Genomic DNA, 17,081 nt, shown 5'->3' with positions numbered 1-17,081 from the left:
GGCCGAAAGTCCGACGGCGGGATCGGTCCGGTGGCCAATGCCCTGGCGGGCGCGGGCACGTAGCGTCCACGGCTATGACGTTTCTCGTAACAGGCGCGACCGGCAAGGCCGGCCGGCACGTGGTCGGCCACCTGCTGCGGGAGGGCGTGCGGGTCAGGGCGCTGACCCGCGACCCTTCGAGGGCGAACCTGCCCGAGCAGGTGGAGGTGGTCCGCGGTGACCTCACCGACCCCGCCACCCTCGGGCCCGCGCTGGACGGCGTGACCGGTGTGCACCTGCTGACCGTGGGCGGCGACGACTACGCCACCCTGACGACCGGCCCCGAGATCGTCGAGCTGGTCAGGAAGGCGGGCGTCCGGCGGGTCGCGCTGCTGTGGAACGGGCAGGTGGGCCCGGTGGAGAAGGCGTTCGAGTCGAGCGACCTTGAGTGGACCAGGCTGGAGGCCGTCGACTTCATGAGCAACACGCTCGGCTGGGCCGAGCACATCAGGACAGAGGGCGTCGTGCGGGAGCCGTTCGCGGACGTGCCCGGCGCCATCGTGCACGAGGCGGACGTCGGCGCGGTCTCCGCGAGGGTGCTGGTCGACGGCGGGCACGGCGGCAGGTCCTACACGCTGACGGGCCCCGAGACGTTCACGGCCCGCCAGCGGCTGCGGGCCATAGCCGACGCGCTCGGCAGGGACCTGGAGTTCGTCGAGCTGACCGAGGAGCAGGCGCGCGAACGCTGGCGGCAGGCGGGCTACGGCGAGGAGCTCATCGAACTGCTGGCGAACTGGCAGGGCAATCCGCCGCCGCAGTCGTACACGGTGGTGCCGACGGTCGAGGAGATCACCGGGCGCCCGCCGCGCACGTTCGCCACGTGGGTGGCCGAGCACGCGGCCCGATTCCGGCCGAACTAGTCGTCCAGGCCGCGGGCGCTCAGGGCCTCGCCCAGGGCGTCCGCGTGCCGCAGGGCGCTGACCACCAGGGGGACGGCGAACGCGCGCATGCTCCACGAGACGCCGCGCGCCCGCTGCGCCTCCCGCACCCTGGTGGCGAGCTCCGAGATGACAGGAACGCTGCGCACGGTCAGCGACAGCAGCAGCGAGACGCGGAACGGGTCGATCCCGAGGGCGCGCAGCGGGCCGAAGCAGCGCTCCAGGAAGGACATCATGTCCGCGAACCTGGTGGTGAGCGTGATCAGCCCCGCCAGGGCCACGGCGAGGACGACGCGCAGCGTGGAGGAGACCGCCCCGTAGAGGTCGACCAGCACGAACTGCATCACGAACAGCACCGCCGCGAACCAGCGCAGCGGTTTGATCTGCGCCCACGCGGCCGCGGGGCCCACCCCCGCGACGGCGTAGAGCAGCACGACCAGCGTCGTGAAGGCGCCGAGCGCGACGGGCGCGCCGAGCAGGAGCAGCGTCGTGCACAGCACGGCCAGGCCCAGCAGCTTCGCGCCCGCGGGCAGCCGGTGCAGAAGGGAATCGCCCGGCACGTAGAGCCCGATCAAGACATGAGCTTCCTGTAGTGGTCGATCGCCGCCTGCGGCGGAGAGTCGGCGACGACGCGGCCCTGGTCCAGCACGATGACGCGATCGAAGGAGTCCAGCAGGCCCAGGTCGTGGGTGACGACGACGACCTGCTGGGGAAGGCGGCCCAGCAGGTCGGCGACCTGGCGGGAGTGGCGCAGGTCCAGCAGCGTGGTCGGCTCGTCCATGATCAGAATCTGCGGGTCGAGCACCAGGACCGCGCACAGGGCCAGCAGCTGCTTCTGCCCGCCGGACAGCTGGTGGGCGGGATGGTCGGCGTGGTCGGCCAGGCCGTACCTGGCCAGGACCTCGCGCACCCGCTCCTCGACCTCGGCGCGGGACAGGCCCTTGCGGCGCAGCGAGAACGCGACGTCCTCCGCGACGGTCGGCATCACGATCTGCGCGTCGGGGTCGGTGAACAGGAACCCCACGTCGCGCCTGATGCGGGCGGCGTGGCGGCGCGTGTCGAGGCCGAGGACGGTGACCTCGCCCGAGGAGGGCAGGGCCAGGCCGTTGATCAGGCGGGCGAGCGTGCTCTTGCCCGAGCCGTTCGCGCCGACGACGCCGATCCTGCGCTCAGGCAGCGTCAGCGTCAGGTCGGACAGCACCTCGCGCTCGCCGAGCGTGACGTTGACACCGGTGAACTGGATCATTCACACCACCTCGAACAGGGCCGCGACGCCCATCCCGCCGCCGACCGCCGCGGTCGCCAGTCCCAGAGTCCCCGAGGGCGCGCCCGAACGCACGAGCCTGGTGAACAGCCTGGTCACCACCACCGCGCCGGTCGCGCCCCACGGGTGGCCGAGAGCGAGGGCGCCGCCGTCGGCGCAGACACGGTCCAGGTCGGCCTCCAGAGCGTCGGTCACCGCGAGGACCTGCGCGGCGAACGCCTCCACGATCTCCACTGCGGCGATCTCCTCCATGGTCACTCCGGTACGGCTGAGCACCCGCCGTACGGCGGGCACCGGACCCCAGCCGGGCAGCGCGGGGTCGCACCCGGTGACCGCGCCTGCCTTCAGCCGCAGCCCCGGCATCCCGGCACGCAGCCGCTCCGGCACGACGGCGACGGCCGCCGCGCCGTCGCTGATGGGCGAGGAGTTGCCCGCGGTGACCGTGCCGCCGGGCACGAAGGCGGCCGGCAGCCGCGCGAGCGTCTCCCTGCGCAGGGCGCGGGGCCGCTGGTCGGCGAGCCTGCCGTCGATCTCGACGAGCTCCTGGTCGAAGCGGGCGGCGACGGCTCTGGCGTGGCTGCGGTGGGCGTAGTCGTCCTGCCGCTCCCTCGGCACGCCGCGCGCGGTGGCGAGGGCTTCCGCGGCAGGCCCCATGTCGGGGTCGGGGTGGCCCGCCGGCGCGAACGGCGCCCGCTGGTACGGCTCGGCCGCGCCGCGCATCGTGCGCAGCGGCGCCGTCGACGCGCTCTCCACGCCACCGGCGATGACCAGGTCCGCCTCGCCCGCGCGTACCGCCTGCCCCGCCAGCAGGATCGCGGCCAGGCCGCTGCCGCACTGGCGGTCCACGGTGACACCGGGCACCTCGTGTCCCAGGCCCGCGGCGAGCGCCGACACGCGGGCGAGATTGCCGCCCGCGCCCATGCAGTTGCCGAGCACGACGTCGTCGACCCGCAGGTGCGGGACCTCTCCCGCGACCGCCGCGATCACGGGCGCGGCGAGCTGGTCGGCCGTCAACGACTTGTAGGCGTGTCCCGCGGTGCCGATGGGGGTACGGCGGGCCGCCACGACGACAGGCTGTTCGATCATCTCAGACGAGCCGCCTGATCTGGGGATCGCCGCCGGCCAGCCGGGCGGCGACCAGGCCGCGCGCGGGCTTGCCCGTGGGGGTGCGAGGCAGATCGCCCACCGCGTACCAGCGTCTCGGCCGCTGCGCCGCGTCGAGCCGGCCGCGCGCGACCGCTTCGAGCGCCGCACGCGGGGGCGGCGACCCCTCCAGCACCGCGGTCACGACCGAGCCGAGCTGGGGGTGTGGCGAACCGATGACCACGATGTCCCTGACGCCGGGCACGTCGCGCAGCACGGCCTCCACATCCTCGGGAACCACGGTCGCGCCACCGGTCTGGATCGCGCCGTCGCCGCGCCCGCGCAGCCGCAGCGGCCGCCCAGGCTCGTACGGCTCGGCGAGGTCGCCGACGCTCATCCAGCCCGCGCCGTCCGTCTTCATCGGGCCCTTCGCCCCCGCCACGTACCCTTCGGCCAGCCACGGCGACCGGGCCCACACCTCGCCGTCGCGTACCTGGATCTCGACCTCGGGAAAGGGCCGCAACCCTGTGCCGTCGGCGTCGGCGGCGACGAACGACATCTCCGTCGCGCCGTAGTACGACACGACCCTGACACCGGCGCGCGCGGCCATCTCGCGCGCGTGGGGAGGCAGCGCCGCGCCGCCGACCATCGCGGTGCGCAGCGGGCCGCCGACCTCCTCCAGCACGTCGAGCACGGCGGGCAGCCGGTGGGGGACGAGATGGACGACCGTGGCCCGCCTGAGCTGGACGGTCAGCGAGCCGGGTGACCACCGTCCTGGGACGACGACCGTCGCCCCGGCCGCCAGCGCGTGGACGGCGGCGAAGCCGTACAGAGAGGAGACCAGCGGGCCGGGCACCAGCACCACGTCGTCGGCGCCGATGCCCGCCAGGGCGCTGACGTGCGGGAAAGAACCCGCCCACGACCTGCGGGTACGCACCACGGCGCGGGGGCTTCCTGTGCTGCCCGAGGTCAGGCACGCCCACACCAGGTCGTCGCCGTCGGGCTCCACGGTGATCCCCGGGGTGATTTCCGCGGTGCCCCCCGCGGCCCCGGTGGCCGGCAGGGGCGTGTCGACGTGCAGGTCGACGGGGAGCGTGGCCGCCACCCTCGCGCGCTGGTCCCCGTCGCACAGCAACGGCGTGGCGCCCGCCAGGTCGGCGGCGAGCACGGCGACGAGCTGGTCGACGGGGTCGCTCAGGGTGATCGCGACCAGTCCCTTGCCCTTGACAGGAAGGGGCCTGGCGAGCACTTCCCGCCAGAGCTCGGCGTAGGTGAGGGAACCTCCTGGGCCGCACAGCGCCGGCTGGTGAGGGCGTTCGAGAGCATGGCGCTGGACCTGTGCGGCGACGGGCATGCTGAGCTCAACCGGCCTTGACGCGCTCGCGGTGGACGGCGGGGATCGCGTCGGGGTAGGCCCGCTGTGTGCCGCGTGTCACGATCGACGCGAGAATCGCCTTGGCCACGTCGCCGGGCACGAACGTCAGGCTGAGCAGCGCCGCCTTGCTGAGCGGCAGCCCCGTGATGGCGGCCTGGACCGGGATGCCGAACAGGTAGATCACGCCGACGCCGCCCGCGAGGCACGCGACGAGCAGCCGGAAGATGCCGGGCGACCTGCCGCCGCGCTCGACGATCCACCCGGTGAGGGCCGCCCCTGGAATCCACCCGAGCAGGAAGCCCACCGAGGGGCTGGTGAACACGCCGAGCCCGCCGCGACCGCCCGCCAGCAGCGGCAGGCCCGCGGCCACCAGCAGGATCAGCACCGCGACCGCGAGAGCGCCGCGCCACGACCCGAGGATCGCTCCCGCGAGCATCACGCCGAACGTCTGCAGCGTGATGGGGACGGCGTTGCCGAAGACGTTGAGCGCGCCCGGCAGACCGAGGACGGCGATCAGCGCGGCGAACACGCTGATCCTGGCGAGGTCCCCGGTCGGGAACCTGCGGCGGCTGGGGGATTCATTCATCATGCGTCTGATCCCACACCAGGACGTCTGGGTTCAAGCATGGAGAGATCCCACAACATTCTTGGTGTTCGTCTGAGCAACAAGGACGTGACAACGGTACCTGGCCCACTGACATGCGTGGTTTCCTCCGGCGTGGGTAGTTGCAGGGTCCCGTCGTCTGGAGGTGTCGCCGTCATGTCCGAACCGAACGGACTCGTCGAGTCCCTCAGGGAGCGCATTGGCAAGGAAGCGGACTCCCAGGCGCACCGGGCCGCGCGGGGCATCCGCCAGTGGGCCGACGAACTGGCCGCGGCGACCGCCGACGGCGAGCCCGGCTCGCCCGTGGACGCGGCGGTCCAGGAGATCGCGGACGCGGGGCAGCGGGCGGCCGACTATCTGGATCGGCGGGGATTCGCCGGAATCGCACAGGATGTGGGGGAGTTCGCCAGGAAGCGCCCCGTGCTCTTCGTGGCCGGGGCGGTCGCCCTGGGCTTCCTCGTCCGGAAGCTGCTCAAGCCCTCCCGGGAGAAGACCACGCCTCCCGAGGAGCCCTGAGAGAGCCCCGGGGCGGACCGCGGCGAGAGCAGCGAGGGAGGCGTTCCTCGCCGGGGCGGACCAGTGCGGCGAGCGGTGGGGGAGGCCTTCTTCCGAGGTCGGTTGGTGCGCGAGAGCGGTGAGGGAGGGTTTCCTGCCGAGGTCGACCGGTGCGGCGAGAGGGTTCTCGCTCGCGGAGATCGGTTCTTCCCCGTCGCCTGCCTGCCCGACGACCTGGAGAACGGCCACGCGAAGCTGATCAGGTCAGCGGTCGAACCAGCCCCTGACGCCCCGCAGCGCTAGGAGCACGAGCACCGCGACCGCCATGAACAGGTGAGGGTTCACCACGTCGCTCGCCCGCACGCCGTACAGGAACGGCGGGAGGACCTGCGCGCCGACGGTGAGCACCTCGACGGTGATCGCGGCGATCCACACCCATTTACGCTGGGAGCGCCACTTCGCCACGAGAAGGATCAGCGTGGCGGTCATCACGAGTGACGGGAGGAAGAGGATCAGCCCGATGCCGGTGCCGAGGAGCCCCGCCAGGAACAGCAGGCCGATGCAGCCCAGGGCGGACTGGACGGCCACGATCGCTCTGGTGACGGCCGCCACGGCGGGCATCCGGTCGGCTAACTGATCGGAGTCGGTCACCTCGACAGCTAAGCATGCCGCCGCCCAGTGGGAAACCCGGTGATCTCAGGCGTCGCGCGGCTGGGTGGGACTGTCAGGTGTTGCGCTGGGCGGGAGCGGGCGTCAGGCGCCACGCGGCTGGGCGGGAGCGGGCTGGGGGCGGGTGGCGCGGAGGAGGAGGGCGCCGGTCAGGGCGACGATCACGGCGGTGCCGCCGTGCATGAGGTACGCCAGGGCGGGCACCCCGTGCCGGCTGAGGACCACGACGGCGTCGCCGAGGGGGATGAAGGCCATCGCGAGCATCGTGAAGCCGAGACCGCGACGCTGGCCGGCGATGAGGAGAGTGAAGATCACGAGCCCGCTGCCCAGGTCGCGGACGCCCTTGACCAGGAGGAACGCGCTGTCCGACGGGACGAGGGGGAGGCCGAAGCCGGCGGCGATGGACTGCGGGTCGATGAGGTAGTTGACGCCGATGTAGCTGATGAACAGGCCGCCGAGGATGGCGAGGACGGTGGCGAGACGCGACATGACGGCACTCCGGTTGTTAGTTATTGGTCACTAAGTTTTATGGGCATGTGCCGGCCCTCCCGTGGGAGGCGGACAGGCGATCAGGGGGCGAAGTCGGACCAGACGCGATGGTCGGGGGGGAAGCCGAGCGACACGAGCGTGTTGATGAGCATGCCGTACGACATGAAGAAGGTGGTCTCGTGCACGTCGGCGCCGAGCAGCAGGTGCATGGAGTCCCACCAGTCCTCCCACACCTTGCGGATCTCCGCGCCGAACTCGTCCTCCATCGAGGCGACGGCCACGTAGACCTGCATCTGCATGAGCAGCATGTCGCGGTCCTTGATGAGCTCCTTGTAGGCGCCGGCCATCGACATGTGCGGGTCGCCGGATTCGCCGGCCTCCTCCAGTGTCCTGCGGGTCTCCGACAGGCAGCGGGTGGCGGCGGCCAGGAAGATGGCCTGCTTGCCGGGGAAGAGCCGGAAGAGGTACGGCTGGCTGACCCCGACGCGGCGGGCGATCGCCTCGGTGGAGGTGCCGTGGTAGCCGCCGCGCGCGAACTCGGAGATCGCGGCGCGGATGACGCTCTCTCGCCGTTCCTCGGCGCTCATCCTGACCATGAGAGAAAGTTAGTGGCCAATCACTAACGGGGTCAAGTTCGGCTCATCCCGTGCCGTCCAATAGTGTCCGGGTCATGAGCACTCACTTCGACGTTGTCGTCCTCGGCGCGGGGCCCGGGGGATACACGGCGGCGGTCCGCGCCGCCCAGCTCGGCCTTCGCACGGCCGTCATCGAGGAGAAGTACTGGGGCGGCGTCTGCCTGAACGTGGGCTGCATCCCCTCCAAGGCGCTGCTGCGCAACGCGGAGCTGGCGCACATCTTCACCAAGGAAGCCAAGACCTTCGGCATCAACGGCGAGGTGACCTTCGACTACGGCGCCGCCTTCGACCGCAGCCGCAAGGTCGCCGACGGCCGCGTCAAGGGCGTCCACTTCCTGATGAAGAAGAACGCGATCACCGAGTTCGACGGTCGTGGCACCTTCAGGGACGCCAGCACCATCGAGGTGAACGGCGAGACTGTCACCTTCGACCACTGCATCATCGCCGCCGGCACCACGACCAAGCTCATCCCCGGCACCACCCTGTCGGAGCGCGTGGTCACCTACGAGGAGCAGATCCTCACCGAGGAACTGCCCGGCAGCATCATCATCGCGGGCGCGGGCGCCATCGGCGTCGAGTTCGCCTACGTGCTGCACAACTACGGCGTCCAGGTGACGATCGTGGAGTTCCTCGACCGGATGGTCCCCCTGGAGGACGAGGAGGTGTCGAAGGAGCTGGCCAAGCGCTACCGCAAGCTCGGCATCGACGTGCTCACCTCGACCAGGGTCGACAGCATCGAGGACACCGGCTCCTCCGTGAAGGTGACGGTCACCAAGGACGGCGCGCAGCAGGTGCTCGAGGCCGACAAGGTGCTGCAGGCGATCGGCTTCCAGCCGCGGGTCGAGGGCTACGGCCTGGAGAACACCGGCGTCAAGCTCACCGACCGCGGCGCCATCGAGGTGGACGGGCGCGGCCGTACCAACGTGCCGCACATCTTCGCCATCGGCGACGTGACGGCCAAGCTGATGCTGGCGCACGCGGCCGAGTCCATGGGCGTCATCGCGGCCGAGACGATCGGCGGCGCGGAGACCATGGAGCTCGACTTCGTGATGATCCCGCGCGCGACCTACTGCCAGCCGCAGATCGCCAGCTTCGGCTTCACCGAAGCGCAGGCGCGCGACCTGGGCTACGACGTGAAGGTCGTCAAGTTCCCCTTCACCGCGAACGGCAAGGCCCACGGGCTCGGCGACCCCCAGGGCTTCGTGAAGATCGTCGCCGACGACACGCACGGCGAGCTGCTCGGCGCCCACCTGATCGGGCCCGAGGTCACCGAGCTGCTGCCCGAGCTGACCCTGGCCCAGCAGTGGGACCTCACCGTCCACGAGGTCGCGCGCAACGTCCACGCGCACCCGACGCTGGGCGAGGCGGTCAAGGAGGCGATCCACGGCCTCGCGGGCCACATGATCAACATGTGACGACCGCGCCGGACGCGTCCCGGGGCTCCGAGGGGCGCGTCTCGCGCTTCGAGGGCGCGCCCCTGGCTTTGAGGGCGCGCCCGAACTGTCGGTGCTGTCTGGTTACATCGGAGCATGGGTGTGAGCGTCGAGGAGTTCCTGCGGATCGTCATGCGGCTGCCCGAGGTGTCGCAGTACGAGAGCGCCGGCTACAGCGGCTTCAAGGTGGCGGGCAAGGGGTTCGGCTACCTGTGGGAGGAGACCGAGACGGTCGGGCTCAAGGCCCTCGTGGAGGAGCAGCTCGCGCTGGTGGCCGAGCGGCCCGAAGTGTTCGAGGTCCAGTTCACCGCGGGTCGGTTCGGCTGGGTCGTGGTGCGGCTGGCCGGCATCGAGGCCGACGAGCTGGCCGAGATGGTCCTCGAGGCCTGGTCGCTGTCGGCCCCCAAGCGCCTGCTGACGTCCGTCTGACGAGCACGGCCATGTGAAGGCCGGAGCTCAGGATCCTGTGGCGCCGGCACGGATGTCGAACGCGCGCCCGCAGGCCACGCCGGTCGTAGCGGGGTCGCGTGGGCACCGCGATGCTGGGGGAGCGTGGACATCGGGTGGCGGCACGGCCCCCTAAACCATTCGCCCCGGTTCCTGATCTCGTGATCTACTTCGAGGCCGTGGAAGTGACGCAGGGCTGGGACAGCGTGGCGGCGTTGGTCGACGACAGGTGGATCGAGCGGCGGCCGCGCAGGCCCGAGGTGGTCGAGCTGCTGATGATGGAGACCGCCGTGATGCCGTGGCTGGCTCCACAGCTCCCGATGAAGGTCCCCGTCCCGTGGGTGGTCTCCGCGGATCCGCTGGTCGTCAGGCACGAGGCGGTTTCCGGCGGCCCGGTGGGCGAGCTGACGGCCGCCCATGGCCGCGCGATCGGCGGGTTCCTGAGGGCCCTCCACCGGGTGGACGTGGCGGAGGCGATCGCACGCGGCCTGCCGGGCAGGGCGACGGTGGAGCGTGAGGCCTTCATGGCGCGCTTTCGCGAGGTGGTGCTGCCGATGGTCGCCGACCGGGACCTGGCGACGGCGTTGCTCGACAGTGTCGGCGGGTTGCCCGCCGACACCGTGGTCCACGGGGACCTCGGCCCTGAGCATCTGCTGGCGGAGGAAGGCGAGCTGACCGGCGTGATCGACTTCTCCGACGCCCATGTGGGGGACAGGGCGCTGGACCTGTCCTGGATCCTGTACGGCACGTCCCGCGTCTTCGCCGACGCCGTCGCCGACGAGTACGGCGTGAGCGAGCAGGAGCGTGACCGCGCGCTCGTCTGGCACCGGCTGGGCCCGTGGCACGAGGTCCTGCACGGCCTCGACACCGGCGATCCTTCGAGCGTCGAGGCCGGGTTGAAGGGAGTGGCGGAGCGTCTCGCGCTCGGATCCCGGTCGGCGGGGCGGGGCGCCCTGTGACGGCCGACCACGCCGCGGTCTTCGAGCGGTTCGGCATCCCGGCGCAGGAGTCGGTCTATCCCTACGCGCCGGTCTTCCAGGGCGTGGTCGGCGGGCGTCCCGTGGCGGTGAAGCGCACCCATGACGCCGAGGCGATGGGCCGGTGGGTGCGCAGGCTCAGGGAGCTGGGGGTGCCCGTGGTGACGCCGGTCGCGGGGCCGTACGAGATCGGGGACGCCACGTGGGTGGCCTACCCGTGGGTGGAGGGCCGCGGCTACGAGGGGACGCGGGCCGATGTGGCTGCGGCGGGCGACCTGCTCGGGCGGCTCCACGCGGCGGGCACCAGGGAGGGGCTCAAGGACTTCGAGTGGCCGGACCATGACGCCGCCTCGGTCCAGGAGGACGTCGACGGGCTCGCGCCGTACACGGACCGGTTCGAGCAACTGCTGCGGGACTTCATGACGACGACGCTGCCCGCCGTCCGGGACGCGGACCTGCCGGTGGCCGAGGTCAGCATGGACTTCAAGGCCGCGAACCTCGTCTACTCCGGCGACGGCCCGGTGCTGGTCGACCCGGACAACGGTGAGCGCGCCCCGCGGCTGCTCGACCTGGCGCTGGCGGCGCTGCTATTCCACAACGACCTGGAGGGCGAGCCCGCCCGGCTGTTCACGGAGCAGGAGTGGGCGGTCTTCCGCGACGCCTACCTGGCCAGGGTGGAGCTCACCGAGCGGGAGCGCGCGGTGTGGCCGACGGCGCTGCTGTACATGATGCTGGAGTGGGGCGTGTGGACGGCGATCAACGGTGAGTGGCAGGTCGGCAGGCATGCGCGCTTCCTCGCCGATCTGCTGAGCACGGATCTGGGGAGGTTCACGCTGTGAGGTTGCGCGGGTGGACGAGCGGTGACGCCGCCGCGGTGCTGGAGGCCTTCAGGGCGGAGGACATGCGTACCCAGTCCGCCGAGCCGATCGCGACGGAGGACGACGCGGTCCGCTGGATGGAGAGCTGGGCGGCAAGAGGTCACGCCTTCGCCGTCGTCCTGGACGACGAGGTGGTGGGCAACGTCGCCGTCACCAGGATCGACGGGCACGGCAACGGGTGGGTCTCCTACTGGACCACCGCCCGCGCCCGTGGCAGGGGTGTGGCCGCGCGGGCCGCGAACCTGCTGGCGGAGTGGGCGTTCGAGGAGCGCGGCCTGTACCGGCTGGAGCTGGGGCACCGGGTGAACAACCCCGCCTCGTGCAGGGTCGCGGTCAAGGCGGGCTTCCTGCCCGAGGGGGTGGAGCGCGGAAAGCTCGTCTACGACGGGGTTCGTCACGACGTCGAGCGGCACGCTCGGCTGGCCACCGACTGATCCGCTCCTCTACCCTCAGGCTGTGGACAGCGAGAGCCGGGCGGCGGCCGGCCTGCTGGCGGCCATGAGCCGGGCGGCGGCCGCGTTCGACGAGCTGCGCCATCCCTTCGTCAGGCGCGAGCCGCTGACCTACTTCCAGCCGGGCGGGTGGACGACGGGCGTGCTGTTCACGCTGCCCGACGGGAGAGCGGTGCGTTTCTCGGTGTCCTTCGCCCACTCCGAGACGTTCTTCCACGTCAGCGGCGAGGCGATGGTGGAGGAGCGGGCGCTGGTCGAGCTGCCGACCAGGAGCGCGGAGAACGTCCACGAGGCGTTGGCGATGCTGGAGGAGCAGGTGGGGGAGGTCGTCTCGCCGGCTCGGTGGCTGCTCGAGCAGCTCATGGAGGAGATCGCGGAAGAGGTCACCGAGTTCTGATGGCGGCGGGCGCGTCTCGGCGGATCGCGGAGGTGGTCACAGGGATCTGAGGCCCTGCAGCACGTCACGCAGCACGTCGACGTCCTCGGCGGCGTGCCGTACGGTGACCAGCTGGCGCTCGCGGAGATCGCCGAGCAGGACGCGGACCACGCCGACCGACAGCCCGGTGGCGGAGGCGACCTCGGCGACGGAGACGGGGTTGCGGCAGGCGGCGAGCACTCTGAGGTATTCGGGGGTGAGGCCCGCCGACGGCGAGGGCACACCGGTGGCGGCCACGATGGCGATGAGGTCGAAATCCTCGCCGGTAGGGCGGGTGCGGCCGCGCGTCATCATGTACGGCCGGACTAACCAGTCTTCACTCATTCCTCGCCTCCGGGAAGCGGTCAACAGTAGCAACCTCTGACCCGTCGGTGACAGTATCGGCGGGCCGTCCGCTCGCCGACAAGCAGGGGTCAGCGGGACCGCAGGACGACGGAGAGATGGGCGTCGCCTTCGGCTCCGTCGGCCACCGCGTCGGCCAGCACGACGGCGATGGCGTCGTAGGCGGTGGCGTCGGCGGCGCGCAACGCGCCGGGGTTCGACCAGATGAGCACGTGCTCGCCGGGGGGAAGCCACGACAGGTCGGTGAGGCTGTCGTAGAGCGCGTCGAGGTTGTAGCCGAAGTAGGAGGGGAACTCCAGGGCGGAGGCGATCGCGGTCATCACCCCGTCGGAGCTGTCGAGTCGCGCTCCGTCGATCCGGTGCTCGAATCTCATCGCTTCACGTCCACGGCGACGAAGGACCGGTAGTGGTCGCCCGTGTAGTAGAGCTCGTCGACCCCGGCTCCGGTGACGAGCCGCCGCGCGCCCCTGCCGGGCGAGCCTGGGGTCGGCACCGTGTACTCGTGGTAGTAGCCGCGTTTCTGCTGCGGCAGGATGCGCTCGCGGTTCTGGAAGACCACGCCGTCGCGCCGGTAGGGGAACGGCCCGTCGCTCTGGATGAGCCGCCAGGTCTTGGTCGCCTCAGGGGGGAGCGAGGAGAGCGCCTTCTCGGGCAGCGCCGCCGGGGCGAGCGAGGGCAGGGACTCCTCGGGCGGTGCCGTGGGTGCGGAGGCGGCGCCGCAGCTCCCGATGAACGTTCCGATGGCGAGCGGGACCGCCGCGATGCCCCTGAGATTCACCTCACGTGACATACCCGGACAAATGACTGGACGAACCTTGTCTAGTTGTCAGACAATCATCCTATGAAGAACGTCCTCGCCGCCGCGGTCCTCTGGGGCACGGCCGGCACGGCAGGATTGCTGATCACCGCCGATCCGATCTCCGTCGCCGCGGCTCGCCTCGTCTTCGGCGGGCTCGTGCTGGCCTTCATGGTCAGAGGAGTGCGGATCACGCCCGCCCTGCTGCTGGGCGCGGTCGCCGTGGCCGCCTACCAGCTGTGCTTCTTCGCCGCGGTCAGCCGTACGGGAGTGGCCATCGGCACGGTCGTCGCGATCGGCAGCGGCCCCGTCTTCACCGGGCTGCTGTCCCGGCAGTTCTCCGCGCGCTGGGCCGCGGCGACGGCCGCCGCCATCGCGGGATGCGCCGCGTTGATCGCCGGCAGCGGTGCCCGGGCGGGTGACCAGGTCGTCGAAGGCGTGCTCCTCGCCCTGCTCGGCGGCCTGATCTACGCCTTCTACGCGGTCACCGCGGCCCGCGCGATCAACGCGGGCGCCCCGTCCGACGGCGTGATGGGCGTCATGTTCGGCGGCGCCGCCGCCGTCATGCTGCCGATCCTGATCGCGACGGGTCCCGGCTGGCTGGCCGAGCCGCGCAGCCTGCTCGCCGCGCTCTACCTCGGCCTCGGCACCACGGCCCTGGCCTACTTCCTGTACGGCAGGGGCCTGCGCACCACCCCCGTCTCCACCGCGGCCACCCTCGCCCTCGCCGAACCCGCGGTGGCCGCGCTGCTCGGCCTGGTCGTGCTGCACGAGACGCTGAGCCCTGTGTCATGGGGCGGGCTGGTGCTCCTGGGCGTTAGCCTCGTGGCGGTGGCCGTCCCGGCGCGTAAGCCGACCAGGGAAGGACGGCCGGTGTCAGAAGGGGAGCCGATCAGTGCTGAGGCCGGTGTCGACGGTCAGCGCGCTCGCTGACGCGCTGCGGCAGCGGGTGCTGTCGGGCGAGATCGATCCGGGCACGCCGCTGCCCGAGCAGGAGCTCGCCGCCCTCTACGGCGTCGCCAGGCCCACGGTCAGGGAGGCGCTGGCCGTGCTCGTGCACGAAGGGCTGCTCAGGCGCGAGCGCAACCGCAGCGCCTACGTCCCCGAGGTGACGATCGACGACCTCGACGACCTGATGTTCGTCCGCAGGCCGCTGGAGGACCTGATGGCGCGCTCGCTCGCCGGTCGCCGGGTGCCCGAGGCGGAGGCGGCGCTGGAGCGGATGGCCGCCCTGCCGGACGACGCGCCGTGGTCGGACGTGGTGGCCGAGCACATGTCACTGCACGCGGCGCTGATCGACGCGGTCGGCAGCCCGCGGCTGGTCAGGCTGTACGGAGCCCTGGCCGCGGAGACGCGGCTGGGGCTCGTCAGGCTGCGCAGGGTGTACGAGGACCGCGACCGGCTGGTGGCCGAGCACCGCGCACTTCTTGACGCGATAGCGGGCGGCGACGCACAGTCTGTTGTCAAGGAGCATCTCGGACATTCCTGGGGCGCCACGACGGACTAGGCGGCGGGTCTCACGTAGAAGGCGATGTCCTCGTAGCGCCAGCCGTCGGCGATCGCGGCGTCGCGAGCGGACGTGTCGGTCGTGTAGTGGTGGTAGGCGCGTTTCTGCAGGCGGTGGACGGCCACGAGTCCGGGTCCTGGCGCGGCCGCGGCGTAGAAGGCGACAGCTCCCGCGTGGTAGCCCCACTGCGCAACCGCGCTCTCACGCTCGGTCGCGCTCGTGGTGAAGAGCAGGTCGCCTGTCGTCGGATGGACGAGGCGGTAGACCGGAGCGAGCGCGGGTCCGCGCCGGTGGGAGGCGAGGAACCCGACGCCGAGGTCTTCGAACCCCTGGAACGTCGCGGCCTGTTCGGCCTCCTTCCTGTCGAGCGTCATCAGCACGCGGCCATCGTCCGGATGGCTGAGGAGGAGCACCGTCCTGTCCAGCACGCCGGTGCCGGAAGAGGTCCTCCTGCCGGAGGAGGGGTCGGTGGGTTCCGGGGTGGCCTCCGGTCTGGTCTCCTCGCCGTTCGAACCTGGCCATCTGAGCGCGCCGAGAGGCGGTCGAGCGCCCGCCTCCACACCCACGGCGGCGGCGACGTCCTCGGGTAGCGGCAGACCGCCGGTGGCCGCCGCACTGTCCGGACGGACCCGGTAGTCGTCCTTGCCGATGAAGTAGGTCTGCGCGCCCTCTTGGTAGTGTCCGTGCCTTTCCCGGCCCGTTTCCGCGAACGCCGGCAACGTCGGATAGCCGGTGTCGCCGCCGTCCTGGAGCGCCCATGTGACCAACTGCGACGGGCTTGCCGCGTCCGCCCTGTAGTAGCCGTTGTGGTCCATCTGGCTGACGGGGATCATGCCGTCGGCCCCCACCCGCTTGCCGGACGATCGCTCGTTGGCGTCGATCGTCTCGACAACGGTCTCGCCGCCCGCCCGCGCGGCGAAGATGTTGTTGACGAGGGTGACATCCGTGGTGTCCCACGTCACTCCGCGGTCGAGAGCCTCCTTGCCGGGACAGTTGTCGGAGCTGCACCGGTCGGCGTGTGGCCGGGGATCCTCGGCGATCAGCAGGGTCTGGGCGTTGTCCGCGAGCGTGTTGTTGTAGACGCGGACCTGGTTGGAGCCGCTGATCTTGAGGCCGTACTGCCCGTTGCCCGTCATCAGGTTGGAGGCGATGAGCCCGCGCGAGGAGACCTCGTAGTACAGGCCGTGCTTGCTGTTGTTCCTGGCCAGGTTCCGCACCATCGTGACGTTCTCGCAGGACAGGTCGCACCAGAACCCGGCGCCGAGGTTGCCGTCGAAGACGTTGTCCCTGATGATCGCGTTGCGCAGGTAGGTCGCCTTCACACCGGCGCCTGCGAGGCTGCGCGCCGATTCCAGGCCGGTGCGTTCCAGGTTGTTGCCGATGACGCGGTTGCCGTCGAAGGTGAGATCGCCGGCCTGGTAGGAGAGCACCCCGTTCGAACCGTTGTAGGAGATCTCGTTCCCGCTGAGTCGCATGCCTGAGGCGTTCGCGACGATGCCTGCGGCCGCGTTCAGTGTGATCGTGTTGTCCTCCAGGATGACACCGTCGGCCTGGGCGATGACGGCCGCAGGTTGCTTCCGGTAGTCCTGGCTGGTGGCGTAGTGCGTGAAACCGAGTCCTCGGACGACGGAGTGCTCGGATCCGGGCAGGAACTGGACGGCGTAGCGCCGATCGGAAACCTCTATCGACTGCCCGGCCGGGTCGCTGCCGACGTAGAGCGCGTTGCGCGCGCTGTCGGAGTAGAACGTTCCCACCCGCAGGTGCTCACGGTCGGCTACCTGCCGCATGGGCTCGCCGTTGAGGAACACCATCGCGGGGTCACCGGCCAGCTCGTTGCCCTGCGTGATGTCGGACGGATAGACGCAGGCCTTGAGATCCGCTCCGGGCCGGCAGATGTCCGGGTTCCAGCCGTCCAGCCGCCAGGCATGGCCGTCCTGAACGAACCGGTGCGGCTCTATCACGGAGCTGCCCTTGAGCCAGACCTCCTCACCGGAGTAGGCCTCCAGCGTCACCGGCTTGGAGATGCCGCCGAGCGACTCGCGGTAGTCGCCGGCGCGTAAGACGATCGTCGTCATCGTGCCGGCCTGGGCCCGGCTGAGGGCCTCGGTGGCGGTGCGGAGGGGCCGTTCGACTGTTCCGGAGTTCGAGTCGTCCCCGTCCACGGCGGACACGAAGATCTTGGTGGCGGCAGACGGTGCCGCGCTCGACGTGCCGGCACAGCTGGAGGCCGTCAGTATGGCAAGAAGGCCTATCGCCACTTTTCTATAACAAAGCGTCATGTC

22 protein-coding genes are annotated in these 17,081 nt (G+C 71.1%); 10 read left to right on the top strand and 12 right to left on the bottom strand.

Going from position 1 to position 17,081, the window contains the following annotated elements:
- The first annotated feature begins 74 nt into the window (after positions 1 to 74).
- Positions 75 to 899, top strand: a complete 825-nt coding sequence (locus tag AC3EO4_RS42585) for an NAD(P)H-binding protein (RefSeq protein ID WP_431901336.1) — start codon at positions 75 to 77, stop codon at positions 897 to 899.
- Here the strand turns inward: AC3EO4_RS42585 and AC3EO4_RS42580 are convergent.
- From AC3EO4_RS42580 to AC3EO4_RS42560, 5 genes are read right to left on the bottom strand one after another with little or no spacing between them, the layout of a single operon-like run.
- A complete protein-coding gene (locus tag AC3EO4_RS42580) occupies positions 896 to 1,492 on the bottom strand; it encodes an energy-coupling factor transporter transmembrane component T family protein (protein ID WP_379577776.1) in 597 nt (198 codons plus the stop codon). The two genes, AC3EO4_RS42585 and AC3EO4_RS42580, sit on opposite strands and share 4 nt — an antisense overlap.
- On the bottom strand, positions 1,489 to 2,163 hold the full coding sequence (locus tag AC3EO4_RS42575) for an energy-coupling factor ABC transporter ATP-binding protein (protein ID WP_379577775.1): 675 nt from the start codon (positions 2,161 to 2,163) through the stop codon (positions 1,489 to 1,491). The genes AC3EO4_RS42580 and AC3EO4_RS42575 overlap by 4 nt, the downstream gene beginning before the upstream one ends.
- Positions 2,164 to 3,267 (bottom strand): thiolase family protein, encoded by a 1,104-nt coding sequence (locus AC3EO4_RS42570; RefSeq protein ID WP_379577773.1) that lies wholly within the window; start codon positions 3,265 to 3,267, stop codon positions 2,164 to 2,166.
- A gap of 1 nt (position 3,268) precedes the next feature.
- Positions 3,269 to 4,618, bottom strand: coding sequence for a class I adenylate-forming enzyme family protein (locus AC3EO4_RS42565; RefSeq protein WP_379577772.1), 1,350 nt, complete (start codon positions 4,616 to 4,618; stop codon positions 3,269 to 3,271).
- A 7-nt stretch (positions 4,619 to 4,625) separates the two neighbouring features.
- Positions 4,626 to 5,228 (bottom strand): biotin transporter BioY, encoded by a 603-nt coding sequence (locus AC3EO4_RS42560; RefSeq protein ID WP_379577770.1) that lies wholly within the window; start codon positions 5,226 to 5,228, stop codon positions 4,626 to 4,628.
- A 171-nt stretch (positions 5,229 to 5,399) separates the two neighbouring features.
- Between AC3EO4_RS42560 and AC3EO4_RS42555 the strand changes: the two genes are divergently transcribed.
- Complete coding sequence (locus AC3EO4_RS42555; RefSeq protein ID WP_379577768.1) at positions 5,400 to 5,759, top strand: hypothetical protein; 360 nt, start codon at positions 5,400 to 5,402, stop codon at positions 5,757 to 5,759.
- A 243-nt stretch (positions 5,760 to 6,002) separates the two neighbouring features.
- Here the strand turns inward: AC3EO4_RS42555 and AC3EO4_RS42550 are convergent, their stop codons facing one another.
- The 3 genes from AC3EO4_RS42550 to AC3EO4_RS42540 all read right to left on the bottom strand — a co-directional run bounded on the left by AC3EO4_RS42550 (position 6,003) and on the right by AC3EO4_RS42540 (position 7,492).
- On the bottom strand, positions 6,003 to 6,389 hold the full coding sequence (locus tag AC3EO4_RS42550) for a hypothetical protein (protein WP_431901331.1): 387 nt from the start codon (positions 6,387 to 6,389) through the stop codon (positions 6,003 to 6,005).
- Positions 6,390 to 6,491: 102 nt separating this feature from the next.
- Positions 6,492 to 6,896: a DUF4267 domain-containing protein gene (locus AC3EO4_RS42545; protein ID WP_431901328.1), complete on the bottom strand. Its 405-nt coding sequence runs from the start codon at positions 6,894 to 6,896 to the stop codon at positions 6,492 to 6,494.
- A gap of 80 nt (positions 6,897 to 6,976) precedes the next feature.
- Positions 6,977 to 7,492, bottom strand: coding sequence for a TetR/AcrR family transcriptional regulator (locus AC3EO4_RS42540; protein WP_379577762.1), 516 nt, complete (start codon positions 7,490 to 7,492; stop codon positions 6,977 to 6,979).
- 74 nt (positions 7,493 to 7,566) lie between these two features.
- Between AC3EO4_RS42540 and lpdA the strand changes: the two genes are divergently transcribed.
- The 6 genes from lpdA (at position 7,567) to AC3EO4_RS42510 (ending at position 12,115) form a co-directional block, all read left to right on the top strand.
- The gene (gene lpdA, locus AC3EO4_RS42535) at positions 7,567 to 8,946 is read left to right on the top strand and encodes a dihydrolipoyl dehydrogenase (RefSeq protein WP_379577760.1); all 1,380 of its coding nucleotides are present in this window, start codon (positions 7,567 to 7,569) and stop codon (positions 8,944 to 8,946) included.
- Between the two features lie 114 nt (positions 8,947 to 9,060).
- Positions 9,061 to 9,393, top strand: a complete 333-nt coding sequence (locus AC3EO4_RS42530) for an MmcQ/YjbR family DNA-binding protein (RefSeq protein WP_379577758.1) — start codon at positions 9,061 to 9,063, stop codon at positions 9,391 to 9,393.
- 179 nt (positions 9,394 to 9,572) lie between these two features.
- Positions 9,573 to 10,370 carry a phosphotransferase gene (locus AC3EO4_RS42525; protein WP_379577756.1) on the top strand — a complete coding sequence of 266 codons (798 nt, stop codon included), beginning with the start codon at positions 9,573 to 9,575 and terminating at the stop codon, positions 10,368 to 10,370.
- On the top strand, positions 10,367 to 11,227 hold the full coding sequence (locus tag AC3EO4_RS42520; protein ID WP_379577754.1) for a phosphotransferase enzyme family protein: 861 nt from the start codon (positions 10,367 to 10,369) through the stop codon (positions 11,225 to 11,227). Before AC3EO4_RS42525 ends, AC3EO4_RS42520 begins: the two co-directional genes overlap by 4 nt.
- Positions 11,224 to 11,700: a GNAT family N-acetyltransferase gene (locus AC3EO4_RS42515; protein WP_431901323.1), complete on the top strand. Its 477-nt coding sequence runs from the start codon at positions 11,224 to 11,226 to the stop codon at positions 11,698 to 11,700. Before AC3EO4_RS42520 ends, AC3EO4_RS42515 begins: the two co-directional genes overlap by 4 nt.
- A 22-nt stretch (positions 11,701 to 11,722) precedes the next feature.
- The gene (locus AC3EO4_RS42510; protein WP_379577750.1) at positions 11,723 to 12,115 is read left to right on the top strand and encodes a hypothetical protein; all 393 of its coding nucleotides are present in this window, start codon (positions 11,723 to 11,725) and stop codon (positions 12,113 to 12,115) included.
- Between the two features lie 36 nt (positions 12,116 to 12,151).
- On the opposite strand, the gene AC3EO4_RS42505 is transcribed toward AC3EO4_RS42510, so the two are convergent.
- The 3 genes from AC3EO4_RS42505 to AC3EO4_RS42495 all read right to left on the bottom strand — a co-directional run bounded on the left by AC3EO4_RS42505 (position 12,152) and on the right by AC3EO4_RS42495 (position 13,286).
- Entirely contained in the window at positions 12,152 to 12,478 is a 327-nt protein-coding gene (locus tag AC3EO4_RS42505) for a DUF742 domain-containing protein (RefSeq protein WP_379577748.1), read from the bottom strand.
- Between the two features lie 89 nt (positions 12,479 to 12,567).
- Complete coding sequence (locus tag AC3EO4_RS42500; RefSeq protein WP_379577746.1) at positions 12,568 to 12,870, bottom strand: barstar family protein; 303 nt, start codon at positions 12,868 to 12,870, stop codon at positions 12,568 to 12,570.
- On the bottom strand, positions 12,867 to 13,286 hold the full coding sequence (locus AC3EO4_RS42495) for a guanyl-specific ribonuclease (RefSeq protein WP_379577745.1): 420 nt from the start codon (positions 13,284 to 13,286) through the stop codon (positions 12,867 to 12,869). The genes AC3EO4_RS42500 and AC3EO4_RS42495 overlap by 4 nt, the downstream gene beginning before the upstream one ends.
- A gap of 51 nt (positions 13,287 to 13,337) precedes the next feature.
- On the opposite strand from AC3EO4_RS42495, the gene AC3EO4_RS42490 reads away from it, so the two are divergent.
- Together AC3EO4_RS42490 and AC3EO4_RS42485 are read left to right on the top strand one after the other, a co-directional pair.
- A complete protein-coding gene (locus AC3EO4_RS42490; protein WP_431901318.1) occupies positions 13,338 to 14,225 on the top strand; it encodes an EamA family transporter in 888 nt (295 codons plus the stop codon).
- Positions 14,188 to 14,799: a GntR family transcriptional regulator gene (locus AC3EO4_RS42485; protein WP_431901316.1), complete on the top strand. Its 612-nt coding sequence runs from the start codon at positions 14,188 to 14,190 to the stop codon at positions 14,797 to 14,799. Before AC3EO4_RS42490 ends, AC3EO4_RS42485 begins: the two co-directional genes overlap by 38 nt.
- On the opposite strand, the gene AC3EO4_RS42480 is transcribed toward AC3EO4_RS42485, so the two are convergent.
- Positions 14,796 to 16,970: a right-handed parallel beta-helix repeat-containing protein gene (locus AC3EO4_RS42480; RefSeq protein ID WP_488186376.1), complete on the bottom strand. Its 2,175-nt coding sequence runs from the start codon at positions 16,968 to 16,970 to the stop codon at positions 14,796 to 14,798. The two genes, AC3EO4_RS42485 and AC3EO4_RS42480, sit on opposite strands and share 4 nt — an antisense overlap.
- Positions 16,971 to 17,081: the final 111 nt, after the last annotated feature.

Source organism: Nonomuraea sp. bgisy101, assembly GCF_057708945.1.
This window is presented reverse-complemented; position numbering and strand designations above follow the sequence as displayed.